This is a genomic window from Kribbella hippodromi (assembly GCF_039531045.1).
GTDB lineage: Bacteria > Actinomycetota > Actinomycetes > Propionibacteriales > Kribbellaceae > Kribbella > Kribbella hippodromi.
Window position 1 is genome coordinate 108,605 of sequence record NZ_BAAAPH010000025.1, and the last position, 22,232, is coordinate 130,836.

General features: G+C 67.8%; 21 protein-coding genes. 9 read left to right on the plus strand and 12 right to left on the minus strand.

All coding sequences use genetic code 11. The annotated features are described in order from the left end of the window. The first annotated feature begins 67 nt into the window (after positions 1–67). Positions 68–604, plus strand: a complete 537-nt coding sequence (locus tag ABD260_RS31300; RefSeq protein WP_344239372.1) for a CGNR zinc finger domain-containing protein — start codon at positions 68–70, stop codon at positions 602–604. Here ABD260_RS31300 and ABD260_RS31305 read toward each other — a convergent pair. The 3 genes from ABD260_RS31305 to ABD260_RS31315 form a co-directional block, all read right to left on the minus strand. Next, positions 548–1,198: a GNAT family N-acetyltransferase gene (locus ABD260_RS31305; RefSeq protein ID WP_344239374.1), complete on the minus strand. Its 651-nt coding sequence runs from the start codon at positions 1,196–1,198 to the stop codon at positions 548–550. The two genes, ABD260_RS31300 and ABD260_RS31305, sit on opposite strands and share 57 nt — an antisense overlap. A 36-nt stretch (positions 1,199–1,234) precedes the next feature. Beyond that, complete coding sequence (locus ABD260_RS31310; RefSeq protein WP_344239376.1) at positions 1,235–2,380, minus strand: ROK family transcriptional regulator; 1,146 nt, start codon at positions 2,378–2,380, stop codon at positions 1,235–1,237. A gap of 160 nt (positions 2,381–2,540) precedes the next feature. Further along, positions 2,541–3,239: a GAF and ANTAR domain-containing protein gene (locus ABD260_RS31315; protein ID WP_344239378.1), complete on the minus strand. Its 699-nt coding sequence runs from the start codon at positions 3,237–3,239 to the stop codon at positions 2,541–2,543. Between the two features lie 184 nt (positions 3,240–3,423). Here ABD260_RS31315 and nhaA point away from each other — a divergent pair, with 184 nt between their 5' ends. From nhaA to ABD260_RS31330, 3 genes are all read left to right on the plus strand, one after another. After that, positions 3,424–5,304, plus strand: a complete 1,881-nt coding sequence (gene nhaA, locus ABD260_RS31320) for a Na+/H+ antiporter NhaA (protein WP_344239380.1) — start codon at positions 3,424–3,426, stop codon at positions 5,302–5,304. Positions 5,305–5,391: 87 nt separating this feature from the next. Further along, positions 5,392–5,859 (plus strand): rhodanese-like domain-containing protein, encoded by a 468-nt coding sequence (locus ABD260_RS31325; protein WP_344239382.1) that lies wholly within the window; start codon positions 5,392–5,394, stop codon positions 5,857–5,859. A gap of 102 nt (positions 5,860–5,961) precedes the next feature. Beyond that, positions 5,962–6,804 (plus strand): SAM-dependent methyltransferase, encoded by an 843-nt coding sequence (locus ABD260_RS31330; protein WP_344239384.1) that lies wholly within the window; start codon positions 5,962–5,964, stop codon positions 6,802–6,804. On the opposite strand, the gene ABD260_RS31335 is transcribed toward ABD260_RS31330, so the two are convergent. Then, positions 6,801–7,304, minus strand: a complete 504-nt coding sequence (locus tag ABD260_RS31335; RefSeq protein WP_344239386.1) for a tetratricopeptide repeat protein — start codon at positions 7,302–7,304, stop codon at positions 6,801–6,803. The genes ABD260_RS31330 and ABD260_RS31335 overlap by 4 nt on opposite strands. Next, positions 7,301–8,611: an FAD-binding oxidoreductase gene (locus tag ABD260_RS31340; RefSeq protein WP_344239388.1), complete on the minus strand. Its 1,311-nt coding sequence runs from the start codon at positions 8,609–8,611 to the stop codon at positions 7,301–7,303. The genes ABD260_RS31335 and ABD260_RS31340 overlap by 4 nt, the downstream gene beginning before the upstream one ends. Positions 8,612–8,690: 79 nt before the next feature. On the opposite strand from ABD260_RS31340, the gene pdxR reads away from it, so the two are divergent. Together pdxR and ABD260_RS31350 are read left to right on the plus strand one after the other, a co-directional pair. Beyond that, complete coding sequence (pdxR, locus tag ABD260_RS31345) at positions 8,691–10,103, plus strand: MocR-like pyridoxine biosynthesis transcription factor PdxR (RefSeq protein WP_344239390.1); 1,413 nt, start codon at positions 8,691–8,693, stop codon at positions 10,101–10,103. 48 nt (positions 10,104–10,151) lie between these two features. Next, on the plus strand, positions 10,152–10,895 hold the full coding sequence (locus ABD260_RS31350; RefSeq protein WP_344239392.1) for a GNAT family N-acetyltransferase: 744 nt from the start codon (positions 10,152–10,154) through the stop codon (positions 10,893–10,895). Positions 10,896–10,961: 66 nt separating this feature from the next. Here the strand turns inward: ABD260_RS31350 and ABD260_RS31355 are convergent, their stop codons facing one another. Continuing rightward, positions 10,962–11,891 (minus strand): MBL fold metallo-hydrolase, encoded by a 930-nt coding sequence (locus ABD260_RS31355; RefSeq protein ID WP_344239394.1) that lies wholly within the window; start codon positions 11,889–11,891, stop codon positions 10,962–10,964. A 122-nt stretch (positions 11,892–12,013) separates the two neighbouring features. Here ABD260_RS31355 and ABD260_RS31360 point away from each other — a divergent pair, with 122 nt between their 5' ends. Next, a complete protein-coding gene (locus ABD260_RS31360; protein ID WP_344239396.1) occupies positions 12,014–12,889 on the plus strand; it encodes a LysR family transcriptional regulator in 876 nt (291 codons plus the stop codon). Beyond that, positions 12,886–13,758, plus strand: a complete 873-nt coding sequence (locus ABD260_RS31365) for a serine hydrolase (RefSeq protein ID WP_344239398.1) — start codon at positions 12,886–12,888, stop codon at positions 13,756–13,758. Before ABD260_RS31360 ends, ABD260_RS31365 begins: the two co-directional genes overlap by 4 nt. A gap of 350 nt (positions 13,759–14,108) precedes the next feature. Here ABD260_RS31365 and ABD260_RS31370 read toward each other — a convergent pair whose 3' ends face one another. Beyond that, positions 14,109–14,495 (minus strand): RidA family protein, encoded by a 387-nt coding sequence (locus ABD260_RS31370; RefSeq protein ID WP_344239400.1) that lies wholly within the window; start codon positions 14,493–14,495, stop codon positions 14,109–14,111. Between the two features lie 85 nt (positions 14,496–14,580). On the opposite strand from ABD260_RS31370, the gene ABD260_RS31375 reads away from it, so the two are divergent. Continuing rightward, a complete protein-coding gene (locus tag ABD260_RS31375) occupies positions 14,581–16,446 on the plus strand; it encodes a DUF6807 family protein (RefSeq protein WP_344239402.1) in 1,866 nt (621 codons plus the stop codon). On the opposite strand, the gene ABD260_RS31380 is transcribed toward ABD260_RS31375, so the two are convergent. The 5 genes from ABD260_RS31380 to ABD260_RS31400 all read right to left on the minus strand — a co-directional run bounded on the left by ABD260_RS31380 (position 16,421) and on the right by ABD260_RS31400 (position 22,217). Next, the gene (locus ABD260_RS31380; RefSeq protein ID WP_344239404.1) at positions 16,421–17,194 is read right to left on the minus strand and encodes a thiazole synthase; all 774 of its coding nucleotides are present in this window, start codon (positions 17,192–17,194) and stop codon (positions 16,421–16,423) included. The two genes, ABD260_RS31375 and ABD260_RS31380, sit on opposite strands and share 26 nt — an antisense overlap. Position 17,195: 1 nt before the next feature. After that, the gene (thiS, locus tag ABD260_RS31385; RefSeq protein WP_344239406.1) at positions 17,196–17,399 is read right to left on the minus strand and encodes a sulfur carrier protein ThiS; all 204 of its coding nucleotides are present in this window, start codon (positions 17,397–17,399) and stop codon (positions 17,196–17,198) included. 334 nt (positions 17,400–17,733) lie between these two features. After that, entirely contained in the window at positions 17,734–20,283 is a 2,550-nt protein-coding gene (locus tag ABD260_RS31390) for a glycosyl hydrolase (protein WP_344239408.1), read from the minus strand. Positions 20,284–20,425: 142 nt separating this feature from the next. After that, positions 20,426–21,370: an ArsR/SmtB family transcription factor gene (locus tag ABD260_RS31395; protein WP_344239410.1), complete on the minus strand. Its 945-nt coding sequence runs from the start codon at positions 21,368–21,370 to the stop codon at positions 20,426–20,428. Positions 21,371–21,494: 124 nt separating this feature from the next. Next, positions 21,495–22,217 carry a G5 domain-containing protein gene (locus tag ABD260_RS31400; RefSeq protein WP_344239412.1) on the minus strand — a complete coding sequence of 241 codons (723 nt, stop codon included), beginning with the start codon at positions 22,215–22,217 and terminating at the stop codon, positions 21,495–21,497. Positions 22,218–22,232 lie beyond the last annotated feature (15 nt).

Consider the following 22,232-nt stretch of genomic DNA (forward strand, 5'->3'; position numbering starts at 1 on the left):
TCCCGTACGACCGTGGTATGACGGGCCTCATCCGGTTGAATGAAATCGCCCGGGCGATACTTGACCGGTGGAAGCAACCGATCACCTGAAGGCGTCGCTGACGGCAGCGGTCGGGCTGGGCAATGTGTTCGGGGCCGGAATGCGGCAGGGCCGGGCGGCGAACGCGCCAACAGTCGAGGCGATTCGCGAGGTGCTCCGGCTGACCACCAACCGGTTGCCCGAGGTGATCGTCGACGACTACGCGGCGGGTGGCCGGATGTTGTACGACGCGTTCAGCAGCTTGCCCGACGTCGATCGGGCGGTCGATCTGGTGAACCAATTGCTGACGGACACCCAGGCCGCGCCGCGGTTGACGCGCTGGGAGGGCACGCCGTGGCATCTGCACTTCGGCAGCCCGGACGAGGCGCGGGGCTGGCTGGCCGAGTTCGCGACCGCGGCCGCGATGCTGCTGGGCAGTGAGGACAAGGAACGGCTCAGGCAGTGTGAGGCCGCGCGCTGCGACGACCTGTTCCTCGACTCGACCCGGAACCGGACGCAGCGGTTCTGCTCAACGGCCTGTCAGAACCGGACCAAGGTCGCCGCTCACCGGGCGCGGACAGCCTGACGCGGTGATCATCGTGGCCTCCGCCTGCCAGCCGAGTTTGCGGTACAGGTGGAAGCCGTCGGTGGTCGCCATCAAGATCCCGGTCCGCGCCCCGCGGGCGAGCGCCCGGGCCGCCAGCGCGCCCATCACCACACTGCCCAGCCCGCGCCGCCGGTACGCCGGATCGGTCTGGATGTCGTGCATGATCGCGTCCGTACCGACGATCGCCATCATCCCGTGCGCGGCGATGATCCCGTCGACTTGGACGCGTACGTACTCCAGCGGGCCGTTGCTCTCGTACGCGGCCAGGTTCTGTGGGTGAGCGGTCAGATCGATGGACATCAGGGTCTTGTGCTCGTCGAACGGGCGTACGCCTGCCGCCGCCAGCTGGGTCGCGATCTCGTCGCCGTGATCGGTGGTGATGGTCAGCCAGTGGTCCGGCGGTAGGTGCTTGGCCAGTCGATCGACGACGGCCGGATCATCGCTGCGTGCGAACAGTTCGCGTTCGCGTCCGGGGAGGGCGAGCAGCGCGGAGTACGCGTCGTCGGACTCGATCACCGGCGGCAGCCCACGGCACAACCGCCAGCCCGCCAACCATCGCCGCATCAGGTCCATGGCGTTGAGTGTAACTGTTTATTTCTGATTAGTCAGTTACTCGGTGCCGAGGACGAAGGTTTGGATCGCGACCACGGCGGCGCCGCGGGCCCATTCGCCGAAGTCCGCGGGCTGCAGCACCATCGGCAGCTCGGCCGCCGACGGGTGGCGGTCGGCGTGCAGGGCGGTGAGCAGTTCGTGGTGCGCGACCTCCGCCAGGCGTACGCCCTCGCCGCCGAGCACGACCAGCTCCGGCATGGTGAAGTTCGCGGCCGCGGCGATCAGCTTCCCGAGCGCGCGCCCGGCCCGGCCGATCACCTCGCGGGCGGCCGGGTCGTCCTTCGCGGCGAGATCCAGCGCTTCGTCGTACTCGACCGGGCGGCCGAGCGCCGCTCCCAGCTGCTCGGTGATCGCGCCGACCGTGAGCAGGCTGAGCGCGCAGCCGCGGTGCCCGCGGTCGCAGCGCGGTCCGTCCGGAAGTAGCGGGTAGTGACCGATCAAACCGAGCGTGACGTCCGGGCTCTCGACGATCCGGTTGTGCACCACCAGCCCGTACCCGACGCCGGCGCCGATCGTCAGCAGCACGAACCGGTCCGCGTTCCGCCCGGCGCCGAACCAGTGCGTGGCCTCGGTCAGCGACGTCAGGTCGTTGGCGAGGACGATCGGTACGTCGGTGTGCGCGGCCAGGATGTCGCCGAACGGGACATCCACCCAGTTCAGGTACGGGCCCCAGCGCACTTCGGAGCCGGCCCCGATCCGGCCGCCGAGCGAGATGCCGAGGCCGGTGATCGGTGTGCCGGCCGGGACCTGCAGGGCCAGGTCGTCGGTGAGTTCGAGGACGAGGTCGGCGACCACGGACGGGGTCGGGTCGGTGATCGGGCGTTCGGCGCTGGCAATCACCTCGGCCCGGAGCGTGGTGAGTACGCCGATCGCGGAGTCGCCGGTGAGTTTGATGCCGACGAAATGGTGGGCGTGGGCGTCCAGGTCGAGCGGTTGGGACGGGCGGCCGACGCGGGCGTCGGTGGGGCCGCCTTCGACTTCGACCAGCAGGCCGGACTCGACCATCGGCTTGGTGAGGCGGGTCAGACTGCCGGGGGACAGGCCGACGCGCCGGGAAAGCTCGGCACGCGACAGTGGCCCGTCCAGCAGGATCTCCAGCGCCACCTGCCGCGACGGACCCGCCAACGGCCGCCACTCACCCATTCGGTCAGCTTAGGGCTTCAGGTGCTGGGGTCGCGGAGGGCGGTGAAACGCCGGGGCCTGACCCGGTCCGCCGTACTGGCCGCACAGGTCCCGGCGTCTGGCCTGTCCTTGCAGTATGCAACGGTTTCACCGGCCCGGGACCTGGACAACGGTGTCAGGTTCAGTGCGGGAGCTTGCGGGTGTCGATCAGGTGCTGGGCGACGTCGCGGAGTTTGGTGTTGGTGTCCTGCGAGTACCGCTTGAGGATCGCGAACGCCCGGTCCCCGTCCACGTCGAACCGTTCCATCAGGATCCCCATCGCCTGCCCGACCAGCTTCCGCGCGTCGACCGCCTGCGCCATCGTCTCCTCTTGCCGCGCGGACGCCACCGCGACCGAGGCGTGCTGCGCGAGGATGTGCGCGATCCCTTCCTCGTCCTCGTTGAACGCATCCGGCTCCGGGCTGTACAACCCGAGTACGCCAACGGTTCGTTGCGGTGCGTCACCGGTGACCAGCGGTACGTCGAGCACGCTGCGTACGCCGAGCGCCGCCACCTTCTCGGCCCACTCCGGCCAGCGTTCGTCGGTGCCGGTGTCGCGGATCAGTACTGAGGTACGGTCCCGCAAGGCGGTGATCAACGGACCACGCTCGGTCGCGATCTGCAGTTCGTACACTTCCGCGACCATCTCGTCCGTGACCGCCGCGATCTCCGCCTGCGAGCCGCGGGCGTACAGGGCGACGCCCGCATACGTGCAGTTCAACGCCTGCAACGCGAACTGCACCACGGCATCCACGGTCTCGACCACGCCAGGCGCATCATGCAGCTCGATCGCCAACCGCGCGAACGTGTCCGCCGAAGCAGCAAGATCAGACTCAGTCACTGCAAGCTCCAGAACACAACGAACCAAACGGGCACGCACATCATGCACTACCCAGTCCGGTACGTAAGAACAGGTAGTGGTCCCGTTCACTTAGTACACCTGAGCGCGACGCATGCCGTGCGTACACCGTCCCACCGGTGTACTACCTGTCCTTAGGTACCTGCCGCGTGCTTAGAGTGTTGGTATGGCGGAGTTGGCCGGTCTGTTGAGTGGGCGGACGGATTGGCGGCGGGGGTTTGCGGCGCCGTTGCGGGCGTTCTTGCGGACTGAGGCGGGGAGTTCGGGGGTGCTCGCGGGGGCGATTGTGGTTGCGCTCCTGTGGGCGAACGTCGCACCACACGCGTACGACGGTGTGTGGGCGACCGACCTGTCCATCGGGTTGGGGCACCAGGAAATCAGCCTGGACTTGCGGGAGTGGATCAACTCCGGGCTGATGACGCTGTTCTTCCTGGTGGTGGGGTTGGAGGCGCGCCGGGAGTTCGACCTGGGGGACCTGCGCGAACGCACCCGCTTCGTGCTGCCGATGCTGGCGGGCATCGCGGGGATGGGCCTGCCAGTGCTGATCTACCTCGCGTTCAACGCAGGTGGACCAGGCGCGCACGGCTGGGGCGTCGCGATGTCGACCGACACCGCACTGGCGCTCGGTCTGCTCGCGCTGGTCGGCCGGGGCGTACCTGATCGCGTCCGCGTCTTCCTCCTGACCGTCTTCGTGGTCGACGACCTCCTCGCCCTCGTAGTCATCGCGGTCGTCTACAGCGCCGACATCAAACCAATCCCACTCGTACTGGCGATCGCCGCCTTCGCCCTCGTCCTGACCCTCGCCATCTTCCGAGTCAGAGCAGCCTGGGCGTACGTGATCCTCGGCGTACTCATGTGGGCCGCCCTCCTGAAAAGCGGCGTCGACCCAGTAGTCGCCGGACTCGCGATCGGACTCACCGCCCCGGCGTACTCCCCAGGACGTGAAGAACTGGAGCAGGCGACCGGACTGTTCCGCCTGTTCCGCGAGCAACCGACACCCGAGCTGGCCCGCTCCGCGACCGTCGGCCTGACCACGACGATCTCCCCGAACGAACGCCTGCAGTACCTCTACCACCCCTGGACCAGCTACCTCATCGTCCCGCTGTTCGGTCTGGCGAACGCCGGCGTCACGATCGACGCTGCCTTCCTCGGCCGAGCGTGCACTTCACCGATCACACTCGGCATCATCGTCGGGTACGTGGTCGGCAAACCACTCGCCGTCACCTCGGTGTCCTGGCTGGTCGAGCGAGCCACTGGCGGGCGCATCCGCCCGGGCGTCGGCTGGGCGGCGGTGGCGGGCAGCGGCACGATCGCCGGCATCGGGTTCACCGTCTCCTTGCTGATAGCAACGATCGCGTTCAGCGGTGATCAGCTCGCCGAGGCGAAGGTCGGTCTGCTGTCCGCGGTGATTGTCGCGTCGGCCCTGACCTGGGCGGTGTTCCGCGCGGCCAAGCTGCTGTCGCCGCCGAAGAAGGCGCTCGCCCTGCTCGGGAACGCGGAGCAGCTGGTCGACCTGACCGATCCGGTCGACCCCGAGCGGGACCACATCCGCGGCCCGGCGGATGCCTCGGTGACACTCGTGGAGTACGGCGACTTCGAGTGCCCGTACTGCGGAATGGCCGAACCGATCGTTCGCGACCTGCTCCAGGACGACGACCTGCGGTACGTCTGGCGCCACCTCCCGCTGTCGGACGTCCATCCGCGCGCGCAGATCGCCGCCGAGGTGGCGGAGGCGGCGGCCGCGCAGGGCGCGTTCTGGGAGATGCACGACCTGCTGCTCGCGAACCAGGAGAACCTGCAGCCGAAGGACCTGGTCGGGTACGCCGAGCGACTCGGCTTGGACGCGAACCGGCTGCACGACGAGGTGAAGCGGCATGTCGCCGCGGCCCGGGTGGCACAGGACGTGGAGTCGGCGGACACCAGTGGCGTTTCCGGTACGCCGACGTTCTTCGTGAACGGTCAGCGGCATTACGGCGCGTACGACGTGGACACGCTGAAGGCGGCGATCAAAGTCGCTCGCGCGCGGGCGAAGATCGGCAATGGCTGAATCTTGTTGAACTAGGTCATTTCTGCCACTGGTGAGCGGCAATCGGGTGATCGACGCTGGTGACTCCCGAGCTTGAAGGAGCCATCCATGACCGGACAAACCTCCGCTGTCCTGCGTACCCCGGCCGCCGCGCAGGACGCTGCCGTCGCGCATTTCGCCGCGCGGCTCACGTACGAGGTGGATGCGGCCGATGTCGCCGCCGATATCGGCGCGGGCGTGACCGGCTGGGTACTGGTCGACAGCCGCAGCCAGGAAAGCTGGGATCAGGGCCACGTACCAGGTGCGATCCATCTGCCGCATCGTGAGATCGCGGACCGGGCGGCGAGCGTCGTACCGGACGGGGTGACGGTCGTGACGTACTGCTGGGGCCCGGGCTGCAACGCCGCGACCCAGGCGGCGCTCGCGTTCGCGCGCCTCGGCTATCCGGTCAAGGAAATGATCGGCGGCTTCGAGTACTGGGTCCGCGAAGGCGGCCCGATCGAAACCGCCACCGGCATCGACCGCCGCCCCTCCGACCCACTCACCGCCCCACACGGAATCCCCTGCGCCTGCTGAAAAGTAGAGGTTTTACAAAGGCTGAACTCGCCGTGGTGAAAGGCTGACTCTGTGTGCGTTACGCTCGTACCGGACGCAGGGCCGGGACGGCAAGGAGACGATGTGACCGATCAGCCGATGAACGACGGTGGGCTGATCGCGCATGGGATCGACACCACGCGCCCGAGCGTCGCCCGGGTGTACGACTACGCGCTCGGCGGCAAGGACAACTACGAGTCCGATCGCGAGCTGTACCGGCAGATCCTCAAGGTCGCGCCGGAGACGCCGATCTGGGCGCGGGCGAACCGGCGCTGGTTGAGCCAGGTGGTGACCTGGCTGACCGAAGAGGCCGGCGTCCGGCGGTTCATCGACGCGGGGTCGGGGCTGCCGACCGCCGACAACACCCACCAGATCGCCCAGCGGGTGAACGCGGACGCCTCGGTCGTGTACGTCGACAACGACCCGTCCGTGGTGGCGCACGGCCGGGCCTTGCTCTTGGACAACGAGCGTACGCAGTTCACCGCCGCCGACCTGACCAAGCCGGAGGAAGTGCTGGCGGACCCGGCGATCGCGGGACTGCTCGCGCCAGGTGAACCGGTCGCGCTGGTGATGGCGCTGATGCTGCACCACATCTCCGACTACGAGGAGACCCGGGCGATCGCGCAGACGTACGCCGACGCGCTGCCACCGGGGTCGTTCCTGGCGATCACACACGCCTGCAACCCGGGCGACGGCGGCGACGTGGACGCGCTGGTCACCGAGCTGATCGAGAAGGTCCGGCACGCCTTCCCGAATCTGGCGTTCCGCTCGGTCGCGGAGATCACGTCGCTGTTCAGCGGGTTCGAGCTGCTCGACCCGGGCGTGGTCAAGCTCGGCGACTGGCACGTGCCCGGCGGCCGGGTCGACGAGGACCCGCCGGCCGACGTCCGCGACGCCATCTACGGCGGGGTCGCCCGCAAACGCTAGCCGCGGCTGCTCAGGTACTCGGCGTTCCCGCGGATCGCGGCTTCGTACCGCTTGAGGTCCGCGGTGTCGACCTTGTCCGCGATCACCAGCAGCAGCGTCGCGAGCGCCTTGTCCGGCATCCCCGCGGCCTGGAGCGTCAGCGCCTTGAACACCCGCAACGAATCCGACTCCGGGAACTCGGCGCACGCCGCCTTGAAGACGGCGAGCGATTCCTCGTACCGGCCGAGATTCCGCAGCGTGCTCCCGTACTGCAGCAGGCACTTCCGCCGCGTCTCCCCGCTCAGCCCCGGGAGCGCGCGCTCGTAGTACCCGACCGCTGTCGCTTCCTGGCCCGCGGTGTCGTACGAACCGCCGACCTCGTACAGCACGTACGGATTGTCCGGATGCTCGGCCAGCAACCGCTCGAAGAACGCGATCGTCGGTCCCATGTTCTCCCGGTCCCGGCGCGCGAATCCGGCTTCGATGGTCGCGGCCAGCTCCGGGGTCAACTCTGTCGTCACACCACCATCATGCCGCGCCGCGGGCGGATGTTCTGGTTCAGGTGGAACACGTTCTCCGGGTCGTAGACGGTCTTCAGCGCGACCAGGCGCGCCAGCTTCGCGGGCGGGAAGGCCCGGTTGATCGGGTCGTCGTTGAGCGTGTTCACGTACGCGCCATGGGCGTACGGTTCCAGCGTCGCCGCGTACGCGCGCAAGGCCCCGATCCGGTCCTCGTCCTCGGCCGGGTCCTCCCACCGGGTCGCGGTGACGAACTCGAACTGCGTGTCCCGATGGCTGAACGCGGCGTCGTCATCGGGTACGTCCGCGATCGCGCCGCCGTACGCCTGCAGGCTCACGCCGACGTCAGGTACTTGCAGCAGCGCGCGGATCGCCTCGTCGGGCAGTGACTTGAAGTAGTGCCCCTTCCAGTACCGGCGGTAGCGATGTCCTTGGACGTTGTCATCGCGGCTCTGCAGCTTCAGGTACGTGGTCTCCTCGACGCTCTCCTCGATCGGACCAAGTTCGCGGAAGGCGGGTAGTAGGTCGTACCCACCTTCGCCGACCCAGACGTACCCGACCGTGACTGTGCTCGATTCCTTCCCCACCCCACCGCCTCGGTCGTCCTTGGTGAGGCCGGCGGTGAACGTCGCTTCGCGCGGCGCGTTCGCGTTCAGGTCCCGCCAGCGGCGTAGCACCTCGAACCCCTTCGCCATCGGGTACGTGAACTCGACGCTCAACGCCCGGGTGCCGATGTGATGCAGCTGGAACTCGAACATCGTCACGATGCCGAAGTTGCCGCCGCCACCGCGCAGTCCCCAGAACAGATCCGGGTTCTCGTCGGCGCTCGCCCGTACGACCGAACCGTCCGCGGTGACCACCTCGTACGAGATGACGTTGTCGCACGCCAGCCCGAACCGCCGCGCCAGCCAGCCCATCCCGCCGCCGAGCGTCAGCCCGCCGACGCCGGTGTGCGACACGTTCCCCGCCGTCGTGGCCAGGCCGTACTCCTGCGCCGCGCGGTCCAGCTCGCCGAGCAATGCGCCGCCCTGCACCCACGCCCGTCGCAGCGACGGATCGACGCGGACCTCGTGCATCGGGGTCAGGTCGATCATCAACCCACCCTCCGGTACGGCCAGTCCGGCGATGTTGTGCCCGCCGCAGCGGACCGCGATCTCCAGGCCGTTGAGGCGCCCGTACTGGACCGCCGCCACCACGTCCTCGGTGGACGCGCACCGCGCGATCGCCGCCGGGCGGCGGTCGACCATCGCGTTCCACACGCTGCGGGCCTCGTCGTAGCCGGTGTCGCCGGTCGTCAGGTAGGTCATCATCGCTCTCACTCCCATCGGGTTCTGTCCACCACCCTGACAGCGCAGCGGTACTCCGATAAGGTCCAGTTCCGTGAGCCGAATGAGGACCAGTTCCGGCGAACTCCTGGTCGAGCTGCACCGGGACAACGGCGTGCCGCTGCACCAGCAGCTGGAGAGCGGCCTGCGGACCCGGATCCGGTCCGGCCTGCTCCGGGACGGCACCGTGATGCCGTCCACCCGCGCGCTTGCGCAGGACCTCGGTCTGTCCCGCGGCGTCGTCGTGGAGGCGTACCAGCAACTCGTCGCGGAGGGCTATCTGGTCAGCCGGGCCGGCGGTCAGACGACGGTCGCGGACATCGCCACTCTCGCACCTTCGCCCGCGACGCCGGCCGCGAGTGGTCCGCCGCGGATCGACTTCCGCTACAGCCGCCCGGACGTGTCCCAGTTCCCGCGCGCGGCCTGGCTGCGATCCGTCCGCCGGGTGCTGAACGAGACGCCGTACGACAGCCTCGCGTACCTCGACGGACGCGGCACGATCGAGCTGCGTACGTCGCTCGCCGACTACCTGAATCGCGTCCGGGGTACGGCGGCCCGCCCGGAGAACCTGTTGATTTGCAACGGTTTCGCGCAAGGTTCGCGCCTGTTGCTGCAGGTCCTGGTGGGGTTGGGACGCCGGCGGCTCGCGCTCGAGGACCCGTCCGACAACGACTTGAAGGACGTCGCGCGGGCAGCCGGGATGGAGGTGGTCGGCGTACCGATGCTGCCGTCCGGGATCGATGTCGACGCACTCGAGCAGTCCGGCGCGGATGTCGTACTCGTGACTGCCGCGCACCAATTCCCGACTGGTGTGGTCATGTCGGCGGAAACCCGAGCCGCTTTGGTCGCGTGGGCGAATCGGCGCGACGGGCTGGTGATCGAGGACGACTACGACGCCGAGTACCGGTACGACCGGGAGCCGATTGGCGCTGTGCAGGGCCTTGCGCCGGAGCGGGTCGCGTACGCCGGGACTGCTTCGAAGACCCTTGCGCCGGGGCTGCGGCTCGGCTGGTTGATCCTGCCGTCTTGGCTGGTCGAACCAATGACTACCGCGAAGCTGATGGATGACCGTGGATCGCCGGTGCTCGACCAGTTGGCGTTCGCGGATTTTGTGGCGCGCGGTGAGTTCGACCGGCATCTGCGGCGGATGCGGCCGCGGTACCGGCTGCTGCGGGACACGCTGATCGAGCGGCTGGCCGCACGGTTGCCGGAGCTCGAACCGGTTGGGGTGTCGGCTGGGCTGCACGTGCTCACTTGGCTGCCGGACGACTTGGATGAACAGGCCGTGCAGTCGGCTGCCCTGGAGCGCGGGCTCGGGGTGTACGGGTTGGCGCCGTACTGGGACGCGGGATCGGGTCCGGCCGGGCTGGTGTTCGGGTACGGATCGGTGGCGCGGAAAGATGTTGTCGAAGGCATCGATCTGCTGGCGGACGCGGTCGCCGCGGTGCGCGCGGCCGGTCGGATGGCGGGTGAATAAGTATGCATTTCGTTGCAATTCGATCCGAGCGGTTCTAGTCTTGGTGGAGTGATCGCCGCAGCTCGGATCGACGCCCTGATGAACGAAGGCTGGCCCGCCGCGTACAGCACCGAGCTGGACGGCTGGCTGGTCCGCCGCAATGCCGGAGTCACCCTGCGAGCGAACTCGGTGCTGCCGTCCAGTGCGCCGTTCGATCTCGGTCGCGCCTTGGATTACGTGGAAAACTTGTACGCGGCGCATGACATCGCACCGTCCTTCCAGGTCGGTCCGGCAGCCCAGCCGGGGGACCTCGACGCGTACCTGGCGACCCGCGGGTACGAGCTCCGGAACCCGACGTTGGTGATGTGCGCGACCGTCTCCGAGGTCCTCGCGAACCTTCCTGAGCCGGACGCGACCGTGAATATATCCGCCGCGCCCGACGATCACTGGATGGATTTCTGGTGGTCGGTCGACGGTCGTGGCGGGTCCGCCGCGCAGGCCGCGGCCCGGCAGATCCTGAACCGGTCCCGCGCGCTGTACGCGGTGATCCCGTCCGGCCCCCCGGTGCGGGCGATCGGCCGGCTCGCGCTGGTCGACGACTGGGCGGGGCTGTACTGCCTCGCCGTCGACCCGAACCGCCGGCGGCTCGGGCTGGCCCAGGCGATCATCCACGGCTTGTTGCACAAGGCAACGACACTGGGGACCGAGCGGGTCTGGTTGCAGGTGGTCGAGAGCAACGCCCCGGCCCGCGCCCTGTACGACCGGCTCGGTTTCCAGGTCGCCTCGCGGTACCACTACCGCGTCAAAACGTGATCTTCTGCGTCAAAGCGTGATCACCGCGTCAAAGTGTGATTGCTGCTTCAAAGGGTGATTGCCGCGTCAAAGCGTGAGCTGCTGCCGGAGATCCAGGACGATCAGTTCCGCGCCGGCGCGTTCGACGGACGTACGCAGCGGTGTCAGGTCGGTCCACGGGACGCCCGGCTGGTCGAGCGGCTGGTCGAAGTCGTCCCAGTGGGTGGCGATGACCTTTTTGACCGGCTTGATGGTTCGGAGCAGCCGGTCGGTGATTCCCGGTTCGCCGCCGGGCGCCGCGAAGATCACGTCCACCTCCAGACCGCGGAGCGCGTTCGGATCGAAGTTCGCCGTGCTCAGGCTGAGGATGCGGACACCGCCGATGGTGATCACGAACGCGAGCGTTCCGCCTTCGACAAGATCCTCGATGACTCGCGGGCGTGGCGGCACTTCGTACCGGTAGCCCGGATAGGCGTACGTGTGACGCTTGCCGCCGCACGAGTGCAGGGATGGGAAGACCTCGATCGTGAAGCCGTCGAACGGCAGGTACTCGCCGCCGCGGACCGGTGAGAGCAGGTCGTCCGGCGTCTTCATCGCGCGCAGCAGGTTGGCGTGCGTTTCGGTGCAGAGGACGGTCGCCTGGGTCTTGCGGGCGACGTACGGGACATCGGCCATGTGGTCGTAGTGGCCGTGATGCACCAGGATCGCGTCCGCCGTGGTCAGATGGCGATCGATCACCTCGGAGTTGATCACCAGCTTGGTCTTCGGGTCGGCGCCCGCCGGCGTGAACGTCCCGGTTTTGAAGCGGGTCAGCCAGGGGTCGGTCAGTACGACGTGTTTGCCGTGGCGGATCTGCCAGGCGTGCGTACCGAACCAGGTCAGCTCGACCGGCTCCCGCTTTGGCTCGCGCTCTGGCTCTGTCTGGGGCTTCGGGGCTGCCTCGCTCTGGGCTTCGAACCCGATGACGCCGGCCGCTCCGACCGCGGCGGCACCGGTCAGCATGCCTCTGCGACTCACCTTCACGCTCTCTCCTCTGCTCGTCCTGGAACCCCAGTCAAGGCTTCGTGGAGCTTGCGTGTCGAATATGCTCTCAAGCATGCGCCGATTGGCTGGAGATATCACCGCAGGTCAGCAGGGTCATGCTCACTGAACGGCATCTGCAGATTTTCGTCGCGCTGGCCGAGGAACAGCACTTCGGGGACGCGGCGCGGGTCGTCGGCATCACCCAGCCGCCGCTGTCCCAGGGCCTCCGGCGGCTCGAGGCGCTGGTTGGCGCGAAGCTGTTCGAGCGCGGCGCGGGGCAGGTCGAGCTGACCCCCGCGGGCATCGCCCTGCTGCCGTACGCCCGGCGCGCGCTGTCTTCGATCGAGGAACTGCACCAGGCCGCCGTCGAGCGCGAACCGGAAGGCCCGGAGATCCGGCTCGGCGTCGCGCCCGAGGTGCCGCCGTCCGCCGGCGCCGCTGTTGCGGCCGCGTGTGGCGAGGCGATCGCGGGCAGCAGGGTGACGGTTTCGACCGCACCAACGAGTTCGCTGGTCAACCAGGTCAGTACCGGGCGATTGACGCTCGCGATCGTGGCGCATCCGACCGTACTCGACGGACTCGAAGCCGGCCCGGTCGCGCTGCTGCCGACCTGGCTGCTCCTGCCTGCGGGTGTTGCCTCGGCGGAGGTGGTCGGATTGCGTGAGCTCGGCGAGCTGCCGGTCGCGGTTCGGCCGCGTACGGAAGCACCGGCGGCGCGCGATCTTTTCCTGGACACGCTTGCGCTGCACCGCCCGCGCGGCGGGACCGTCGTGGTGACGGATGAGCGCGCCGGGCTGGCGATGGCCGCGGCGGGTCAGGCGGCTGTCGTGACTGCCGATCCGCTGTTGGGTGCGCCCGGGGTGACCCGGCACCGGCTGGTGGATGATCCACTTCCGCTTCGGTTGCGGCTCGTGTGGTCGCGTACGCGGACGCCCTTCCTGCGGCCGGACGATGTGATGGCGCAGCTCACGGAAGCGCTGGTGGCGTCGTGAACGCCCGGATTCGCGCGGTGTTCGAGGACGTCGGCGCCCGCGGGTGGCTGCATGCGGTCTCGCTGGACGACCCGGAGTCGACGGTCGAGGTTGACGCGGACGGGATAGTGCCGCTGGCGTCGGTGTACAAGCTGCCGCTGCTGGCCGGGTTTTGCCGGCTCGTGGATCTTGGTTCGGTGGACCCGCGGGCGCAGCTCACGCTCGATCCGGCTTCGAAGACTGCTGGGCCGACCGGGTTGTCGTTGTTCGCGGATCCGGTGACCGCGTCGCTGCGGGACCTGGCGTTGTCGATGATGACGACCTCCGACAACGCGTCGGCGGATGCCTTGCTGGACATTGTCGGATTGCGCCGGCTGGCCGATTTGCTGGAATCGTTCGGTTTGCGGAAGACGTGGGTACGGCGCGGTACGGCGGGAAATCTGCGTGATCTGCAACGCCGTACCGGAACAAACAATCCGGACGCGGCGCTCGCCGTGCTTGCGGACAATGATCAGACTGATCCGGCGGGGGTTTACGAAGCGGCGCATGCCTCGGCCAGTACGGCTCGGGAGATGACGTACTTGTTGCGTCGATTGTGGTCGGGGGAGTTGTTATCGGCCGAGCAGACCGAGTTTGTGCAAGCCGTCATGCATCGGCAGATCTTCACACAGCGGTTGGCGTCAGGGTTTCCGCATGACGGCGTACGGGTGGCGGGGAAGACCGGGACGTTCGGTGCGTTGCGGCACGAAGTGGGCGTGGTGACCTTGCCGGGCGGGTCGGCGTACGCGATTGCCGTATACACGCTGACCGCCCGCGGCGACTTCCGCCAGCCACGCGTCGACGCCGCAATCGGCGAAGCCGCCCGATTAGCAATCGATCTCCTCCGCTAGCCGCGCCCGCTGGCCAACGCCCCACCCGCGCGCCCGTCGTCTGAGGGGCTGACCCCTGAGTTGGTGGGTTTGGCCCCGAGATTCTCAGGGGTCAACCCATCGTCCGAGGGGCTGACCCCTGAGACGAGACCGGTGGGTGCGTAGCAGGGCGGCTCCGCCTCAGCGGCCTCCCCGCGCGCCCGTCGTCTGAGGGGCTGACCCCTGAGCTGGTGGGTTTGGCCCCGAGATTCTCAGGGGTCAACCCATCGTCCGAGGGGCTGACCCCTGTGACGAGACCGGAGGGTGCGCAGGGCGGTTGGGTGCTGGGGTGCTGGGGTGCTGGGGTGCTGGGGTGCTGGAGTGCTTGGGTGCTAGATGATGGCGAATGCCTCGATCTCGAGTAGGAGGTTGGGGTTGACCAGTGCGGCTACCTGTACTGCTGACGCGGCTGGTTTTGTGCCGGGGATGTACCTGTCCCGCACTTGGCGAATCGCGGGCATATGGGCGACGTCGGTGACGAAGAAGGTCAGCTTCACCACGTTCGCGAAGGTTGCGCCGGCGGCTGTCAGGCAACGCTCCAGATTCGCGAAGACCTGCTCCGCCTGCGCGGCCGGATCGCCGATCCCGACCAGCTGCCCGTCCGCGTCCAGCGCGATCTGCCCCGAGATCGCCACCCACTGCCCCCGGCCGGTCACGACGTGGGTGTAACCGTTGCCTGGGGCAACACCGTCGACCGCCGGGTACTCGAGCTCACTCACCGCGCTCCTCCAAATTCGTCGGGTCCTGACACATATACCGGAACAAGGGTTGAGAAACCGGTTTCCGTCGGGAGAGGATACGGGGGTGGGACGGACACCGAAGGACTCGATCACGATCGCCGACGTGGCGCGGGCGGCGGAGGTTTCGCGAGCGACCGTGTCCCGGGTGATGAACGGGCGGCTCAGCGTCGCGCCGGAGATCGTCACCCGGGTCCGGGCCGCGGCGGAGCGGCTGAACTACCGGCCCAGCGACCTGGCCCGCAGCCTGTCGCTCGGCCGGACGAACATGGTCGCGCTGGTGGTCCCCGACCTCGGCAACCCGCTGTTCCAGCAGATCCTGCGCGGCATCACCAACGCGTCGGCCGCGGCCGGCTACCGGGTGCTGGTCGCGGAGACCGACGAGGACCCGGGCGCTGAGGCCTCGATCGCGATCGAGGCCCGGCGGCGCTGCGACGCGCTGATCATGGTCTCGCCGCGGATGGACGAGACGGCCCTGCTCGAGCTGCTGCCGCAGGTGCAGCCGGTGATCCTGGTCAACCGCCAAGGTCCGGCGGAGGTCTCGTCGGTGGTCGTCGACTACGGCCACGCGGTGCGGATCGTGGTGGACCACCTGGTCGGGCTCGGGCATCGGCGGCTCGCCTTCCTGTCCGGTCCGGCCGGTAGCGCGTCCAACCTCATGCGGTTGCGTGCACTCGAGGTAGCCGAGCAGGAGATCCCCGGGCTGGACCTAGTTCGGCTGGAGTGCGGGCGGTCGATCGAGGATGGGTACGCCGCGGTGGAGCCGGTGCTGGAGTCGCAGGTCACTGCGGTGGTTGCGTTCAATGACCTGGTCGCTTTTGGTCTGTTGGCGCGGTTGAACGAGGTCGGCGTCGCCGTACCGGCTGATCTGTCGGTGACTGGGATGGACGACATCGGCCTGGCGCGGTTCGCCGTACCGTCGCTGACTACGGTGCGGGTGCCGCAGGCGGATCTAGGTGAGTTGGCGTGGCAGCGGCTGCATGCGGCGATCTCTACCGAGAAGGGCGATGCGGACGCCGTACCGGAGCTGCGGTTGGCCGTGCGGGCCAGCACCGGTCCCGTACCGCAGGAGCCCCGGTCGGACAGTGCTGCACCGGCTGATCGGATCGGTTGGCAGCAGCAGGGTGACATCTTCGAGTTGGGCAGTTCGGCCGGGCTGCTCGCGCGGTACGAGTTCGGTCGGCGGATGCCCCAAGTGCATGCGCCCCGCCCGTACCTGCACCCGGTCCGTACGCTCGGGGGACACCCGTTGACTGAGGTCAGTCCGGTTGACCATCGGCATCACTACGGCGTCTCGCTCGCAGTGCCGTTGGTGAACGGTACGTCGCACTGGGGCGGTCGGACGTACGTACGCGGCCAGGGTCCTACGCTACTCACGAACCACGGGCAGCAGCGCAGTCGTAGCGTGACCATCCAGGACGAGCACACGCTCAACGACGACATCACCTGGTACGACGAGCAGGGCCGTCCGCAGCTGGTAGAACGCCGGTACCTCAAGGGCGAGCCAGTACATGACGGATGGCGACTGGACTGGCGGAGCGAGCTCACCGCACGGTACGGCGCGCTGCGGATCGACAGTCCGGCGACCTGTGGACGCGAGGGGGCTGCGTACGGCGGGATCTTTTGGCGGCTGCCACTTGCGCCGACCACCGTACTGAGTGCTGACGGTGCAGGGCTGGACAGTGCGTTCGGGTCAACGAGTCGCTGGCTGGCGTTCGTACAGGGTGAGATGACGCTCTTGCTGCTCCAGCCAGGTGACGTACGTCCGTGGTTCCTACGGGCGGAGGATTACGTAGGGGCGTGCCCGGCGCTCGCTTGGGATGAACCGCTCGCACTGCAGCCCAACCAGGAGCTGACGCTGTCACTCACCGCCCTGTTGCTGGACCGGGCGGTTGACCTGGCCGAGGCTAGAAGGTTGGCAGGCCGCTTGTAGGCGATGAGGCCAGCGCGGACTGCCAGCGGCGCGGTACGCGTCCGGCCAGGCGTGCGGCCCGGCCCGCGGACACGGCGTCACGCATTGCTGCCGCCATCAGCGCGGGCTTCTCCGCACGGGTGACCGGCGTCGCGAGCATCACGGCCGAACAGCCGAGCTCCATAGCCAGTGCGGCATCGCTTGCCGTACCGATGCCCGCGTCGACGATCACCGGGACGTTCGCCGCCTCGGCGATCAGCGCGAGGTTGTGCGGGTTGCGGATGCCCAGCGCCGAACCGATCGGCGCGGCCAGTGGCATCACCGCCGCGCAACCGGCTTGCTCCAGCCGGCGCGCCAGGATCGGGTCGTCGTTCGTGTACGGGAGCACCGTGAAACCGTCGGCGACCAGCGCGTCCACGGCGTCCAGCAGCTCGACCGGATCGGGCAGCAGCAGGTGGTCGTCGGCGACCACTTCCACCTTGATCAGGTCGGTTTCCAGTGCCTCGCGGGCCAGTTTCGCGGTCAGCACCGCCTCGGCCGCGGTGTGACAGCCGGCCGTGTTCGGCAGCACGGCGATGTCGTGCTTCTTCAGCACGTCCAGCACCGAGCCCTCGTGCCCGGTCCCGAGCCGGCGCATCGCGACCGTGGTCAGTTGGGTGCCGGAGGCAAGCAACGCCTCCTCCATCACTTCCAGGTTGGCGGAACCGCCGGTGCCCATGATCAGGCGCGACGTGTACGTCCGCCCGCCCAGCTCCAGTGGATCGTCCATCTCAGCCTCCCTGGGTGGCGCTGACGATCTCGACCCGGTCGCCGGCCCGCACCGCGGTCGCCGCCCACTCGGCCTTGGTCAGCACGGTCTGATTCACCGCGACCGCGATCCCGGTGCTGCGATCCGAGTACGCGGCGATCAACTCGGCCACCGACTGCCCGGCCGGCACCTCGATCGCCTCGCCGTTGACCCAGACGGATTCCATCGCTTCCTCCCTACGCCGGAATTACCCGATTCAGGTTCGGAGGGTGTCTGAGGACCGTGCGCCTACTGCGGGGCACTCGGCGCGGCACCTCGCTGCACGGGAGGAAAGGCAACGATGAAACCACATCGACGCCTTCCCTCCCGCACACCGAGCTACCACGCCGAGCACCTCCTCGCTACGGCGCACGGTCCTCAGACACCCTCCAGCGGTCGGTGACGGCTTCCGGTCACCCTCTCAGCCCACTCCCGTGCGAGCTCCCGCGGACAACTTGACTCTAACTCACGGCTTCAATCGGGCGCGAGCGTGGTCTCATTGGCCGCGGGAGCTCCTGGGGCTAGGGGGCGGTTACCGAGGTCACGTTGGTGCCGGAGATGTATGTCGGCCAGACGCCGACCGTGACAGTCACCTGACCGTTCGCATCCGGTGACATGGTGTACGACAGGCCGTACAGGCTGGTCACCTGGACCGGACCGGTCGCCTTGACCGTGACTGTTGAGTTGGCGCCGCTGGCCGCCCAGACGGCCCGGAAGGGCGTGCCGTCGTTGGCGGCGTACACCTGGTCGATCAGCCCGTTCCCCGGGTACTCCTTGCCCAGGAAGGTCGCGCCGCGTAGTTGCCGTGCTGCAGTGGCGTACGCGACGTACGCCGGCTTCGGGGTGTACGCACCGAGCGCATCCGCCTCGTGGTGTACCAGGCCGAAGTTGTCCTCCTGAGCAGCCGGATCGACACCGTCGTTCTTGAAGTCGTACATGTAGAACCGGTCGACGTCATGGCCCGGTACGTTCAGCTGCGCCCGCGCCAGGTACATCGCCTGCGTCGCCTCATCCACCGACGCCTGTGCGGTACCGGTGAACCAGCCTGCTTCGGTGATCCAGATCGGCTTGTCCACACCACCGTTGTACTGGCGGATGGTCGCCCGTACTTGGTCGATCGCGGCACCGAGCCCTTCCGGCGCGTGCAGGTAGTTGTACGGGTGGATCGACACCACATCCAGGTACTTGAGCCCACCGAGCTGGCAGAACGCCTGGAACCACGCCTGCTGCGTCACGTCGGTGTCACCACCACCGACAATGGTGACGTCCGGGTGGTTCGCCTTCACCTTGGTGTACGTCGCCTTGAGCAGTGCCAGGTAGCTGTCCGGCGTCTTGTTCGCCGGACCGGCCGCGTTGACATCCCACTCGTTCCACACAGCCAGGTTGTGTACCTGTGGGTACTGCGTCGCCAGTGCGTTGGCGTAGTTGGCGAACGCGGTGCGGCCGGCGTCGGTGTACGGGGCGTTGAACAGCTGGTCCGGGCAGTCGTACAGGCAGTTGCCGTAGTCGGCGATCAGCAGTGGGTCGAGGCTGTTCGACTGCCAGGACTGCAAGTAGGTGTTCACCTTGGCGGGGAAGCTGTAGGTACCTGCTGTGGTCTCGGCGGCGGACCAGTACGCCTCGTCGCGGGCGCCACGGGCACCTGTCTGCGCCAGTAGCGGAATGGCGTTCGGACTCCAGTTGCCGCCGAAGTGGGTGCTTGCTCCGACCAGTGAACGCGGAGTGGTCGCGGCGACTGCGTCGACGTTGACGGACGCTGTCGTACCGCTGATTGCGCTCTTGTCGAGGGTCAGCGTGATCGCGGTGGCTGGACCGTGCCAGATGCCGTCGTCGGCGCCACCGAAGTGCAAGTAGCCAGTGCCAGCGTCGAACCTCGTAACACTCAGCTGTTGCCAGTCCGTTGCTTTGGAGAGGTCCAGACGTTGCTGGTGGACCTGACCGGTCGCATCGGTCAACCGTAGGCCGAGTGCTGTCAGCTGACTCGTCTTTACCCACAAGCTCAGTGCAGTCAGGTTGACCGGTACGAACGTACGCTGCAGCGCCACGTAGTTGCCGCCGCCGGTGAAGTCACCAGTGAGCTTCGCCGACTGCGTACCGCTCTGTGGAGACGCCGTGTCGTACGTGAGGCTGCCGGTAGCTCCGGGGAACTCACTGCCCGGGTAGAACGACCAGCCCTCAGCGGCGCTCTCGTAGTCGCCCAGTGGAGTAGTAGGTGCAGGCGCGGGGGAGTTGAGGGTCAGGTCGTCCAGACTCACGCTGCTGCTGGTCGCGCCGCTGATAGCGCCCTTGTCGAGTACTACCTCGATCTGCTTGGCCGGACCGTGCCAAACGCCGTCATTAGCGCCACCGAAGTGCACGTACTGCTTGCCGCCGTCGAAGCGCGTAACAGTCAGCGGTTGCCAGTCCGTCCCGCCGGACAAGGTCAGTCGCTGCTGGTGGACCTGTCCGGTCGCATCAGTCAACCGGAAGGTCAGGAACGACAGGTTGGGCGTTTTGGCCCAGAAGCTGACGCTGTTCGCGGACACTGCCGGCAAAGGGCGGTTCACACTCACGTACGCCCCGCCGGCACTGAAGTCACCGGACAGCTTGCCGGCGTGCGTACCGGAGTGGTTGTCGGTGGTGTCCAGTGCGAAGCCACCGGTCGCCCCGGGGAACTCACTGCCTGGGTAGAAGCTCCAGCCCTCCGCAGCGTTCTCGAAGTCGCCGACGCGGGTGCTGGTGAGTCCGGTGACAGGAGCCGTGCTGAGCGGGCTGAGGATGGCGAACGTGGTCTGGGCGGTCAGAGTGCCGGCCTGGACTGTCAGCTTGTACCAGCCGCGGTTGGTGACCGAGACCTGCAGAGTGCTGGCGGCGGCCTGGCTGCCGGTGGCGACCACGGTGCCGTTGACGTCGGCGGCTGACCAGGTCACGGAGGCGGCGTCGGTGTTCAGACCGATCTTCACTGGCTGGCCGTCGGTGAAGACGTTGCCGAGGGTGATGGGGGTGAGGGCGAGCGTCGCCGCGTGGGCGGGCGTGGTGGTTCCGAAGGCTAGGAGGAGGATTCCTAGGACGAGCGCAAGAGTACGTCGCATGCCGACTCCTGATTCAGGGTGCGGGCGGGTCATGGGACGTCGGCTGCCACGACGTTGTTCGTGCGTTGTTGTTCGCGCTTGCTGGTGCGAGTTGCGAAAGCGCTTTCGTACTATTGCCGCGGGGTGACGGGGTGTCAACAGGTCAGTCGACTTGGGTTCCGGTCAGCAACGCGGCCAGTTCGGTCGTGCGGTACAGCACCTGCTTGCCCGTACGCTGCGGCTCGACCAGTCCCGTACGCCGGAGCAACTGCAGGTGCTGGCTGACCGCGGAGGGCGTCACCTTCAGCTCGCCGGCCAGGTCGGTCGTGGAACGCGGGTAGGTGAGTAGCTGCAAGATGCGCGTACGCGGCGCCCCGATCAACTGCGCCAGGTCCTGCTGCGACGGCGGCTCCACCACAGACCACAGGTGCGCTTGACCACGTGGCGGATAGCCCAGCAAGGGCGGTGCGCCTACGTCGAACGGGATCACAGCATGCGGACCGAACAGTGTCGGCTGAAGGACCAGTCCGCGTCCGTCGATCCGTTCAGTACGGCTGGGCTCGCTGACACGATCGACCTTGAGCAGCCCGTCCGCGTACGTGATGGCAGGCCCGAGTCCGTTGAGCATGGCACCCGTACCGTGCTGAGTGAGCACATGCCCGCGATAGCTGATGTCGGCCGACAGGAGCGTCCGCATGCGGCTCCAGTATGGCTGGATCACCGCCTCCCAGTACTGCTGGAGCGCATCCACGACCTTGTCGACGCTGATCCCTTCCGGCAGTTCTCCATGCACCGCGGTCAGCTGCCGCTCGAACGTCTCTTGGTCAACTGCCCCAATCACCTGCAGCTCATCCGCGAACTGCGTCAACGGCGAACTGGGCCGCGGCGTCAGAAAGTCCGGACTCCCCATCGTGTCGTTGACCAGCCACCGCAGTACGTCCCAGTCCAACTCCCGTACCCGCGGCTGCACCGCCCGAACCCACCCCAACTGCAACGGAAACCGCCCCGGCTCCCGCAGCGCCCGCAACGACACCACCACCTCCGCCACCGGCGAAACCGCAAACCGAACCTCCGCCAGATCCCGAGCCCCCACCACATACGTCAACACCCGAAAGACCCCATCACCCCCGCAGTATCTCCGAGACGTGGTGTGCGGGAGGTGTGGGTGCGCGGAGGTGTGGGTGTGTGGGTGTGCGGAGGTGTGGAGGTGTGGGTGTGCGGGAGGTGTGGTGCTACTCGCAGGCAATCCCATCGTGGTCCGCATCCAGCCGGTAGACATCCGACCCGATCACCCGAATCGGCCCCTGCACATACTCCGGCCCGTTACCGCTCCCACCCGCACAATCCACATCACTGGCAATCGGCACACACCCGCTGTAGTTCGGATCGCACCCCGACGAGCTCTCCGGCTCCTCCACCTTCGTCCCCACCACATTCACCTGACTACGAGGCTCCTTCGCAACCTCCTGCCGCACCAGCTTCTTCGACGTCTGCACCCCATCCACATACGTAACCCGATACGTCAGCCGCCGAGCCCCATCCACCCCCACCGTCCGAACCCGCTTCACCCCATTGGCCAACGAGCTATCCGTAACCATCTTCGTCTTGAACCGAATAACCCGAACCTCCACGACCTCCTTAACGGTCGTGACCGGCTCCTCAACCGCAGTGGTCACCGGAGCCGCCACCGACACCGACCCCACCGGCACACTCACCACCGGACTCGCCGCCGTAGACAAGCCCGCACTCCCCGGCACGGACGCCACCCCACTCTCCGGCGTGGACACCGCCGCACTCCCCGGCGCAACAGACCCCGCAACCCCCGGCGTCACAACCGACCGCGCCGCCCCACCACCCCGAACACTCGACACCGCCCCCGGCTCCCCATCCCCCGAGCCCACCCCACACCCCGTAAGCACCGCCCCCAAAACCCCCACAACAACCGCCCCCACCACACCACGACCAACTCC

Coding starts and splice junctions, on each gene's coding strand:
- ABD260_RS31305 (WP_344239374.1), bottom strand. CDS start 1,198: ATGGACCTGATGCGGCGATGGTTGGCGGGCTGGCGGTTGTGCCGTGGG.
- ABD260_RS31310 (WP_344239376.1), bottom strand. CDS start 2,380: ATGGGTGAGTGGCGGCCGTTGGCGGGTCCGTCGCGGCAGGTGGCGCTG.
- nhaA (WP_344239380.1), top strand. CDS start 3,424: ATGGCGGAGTTGGCCGGTCTGTTGAGTGGGCGGACGGATTGGCGGCGG.
- ABD260_RS31325 (WP_344239382.1), top strand. CDS start 5,392: ATGACCGGACAAACCTCCGCTGTCCTGCGTACCCCGGCCGCCGCGCAG.
- ABD260_RS31340 (WP_344239388.1), bottom strand. CDS start 8,611: ATGATGACCTACCTGACGACCGGCGACACCGGCTACGACGAGGCCCGC.
- pdxR (WP_344239390.1), top strand. CDS start 8,691: ATGAGGACCAGTTCCGGCGAACTCCTGGTCGAGCTGCACCGGGACAAC.
- ABD260_RS31360 (WP_344239396.1), top strand. CDS start 12,014: ATGCTCACTGAACGGCATCTGCAGATTTTCGTCGCGCTGGCCGAGGAA.
- ABD260_RS31380 (WP_344239404.1), bottom strand. CDS start 17,194: ATGGACGATCCACTGGAGCTGGGCGGGCGGACGTACACGTCGCGCCTG.
- thiS (WP_344239406.1), bottom strand. CDS start 17,399: ATGGAATCCGTCTGGGTCAACGGCGAGGCGATCGAGGTGCCGGCCGGG.
- ABD260_RS31390 (WP_344239408.1), bottom strand. CDS start 20,283: ATGCGACGTACTCTTGCGCTCGTCCTAGGAATCCTCCTCCTAGCCTTC.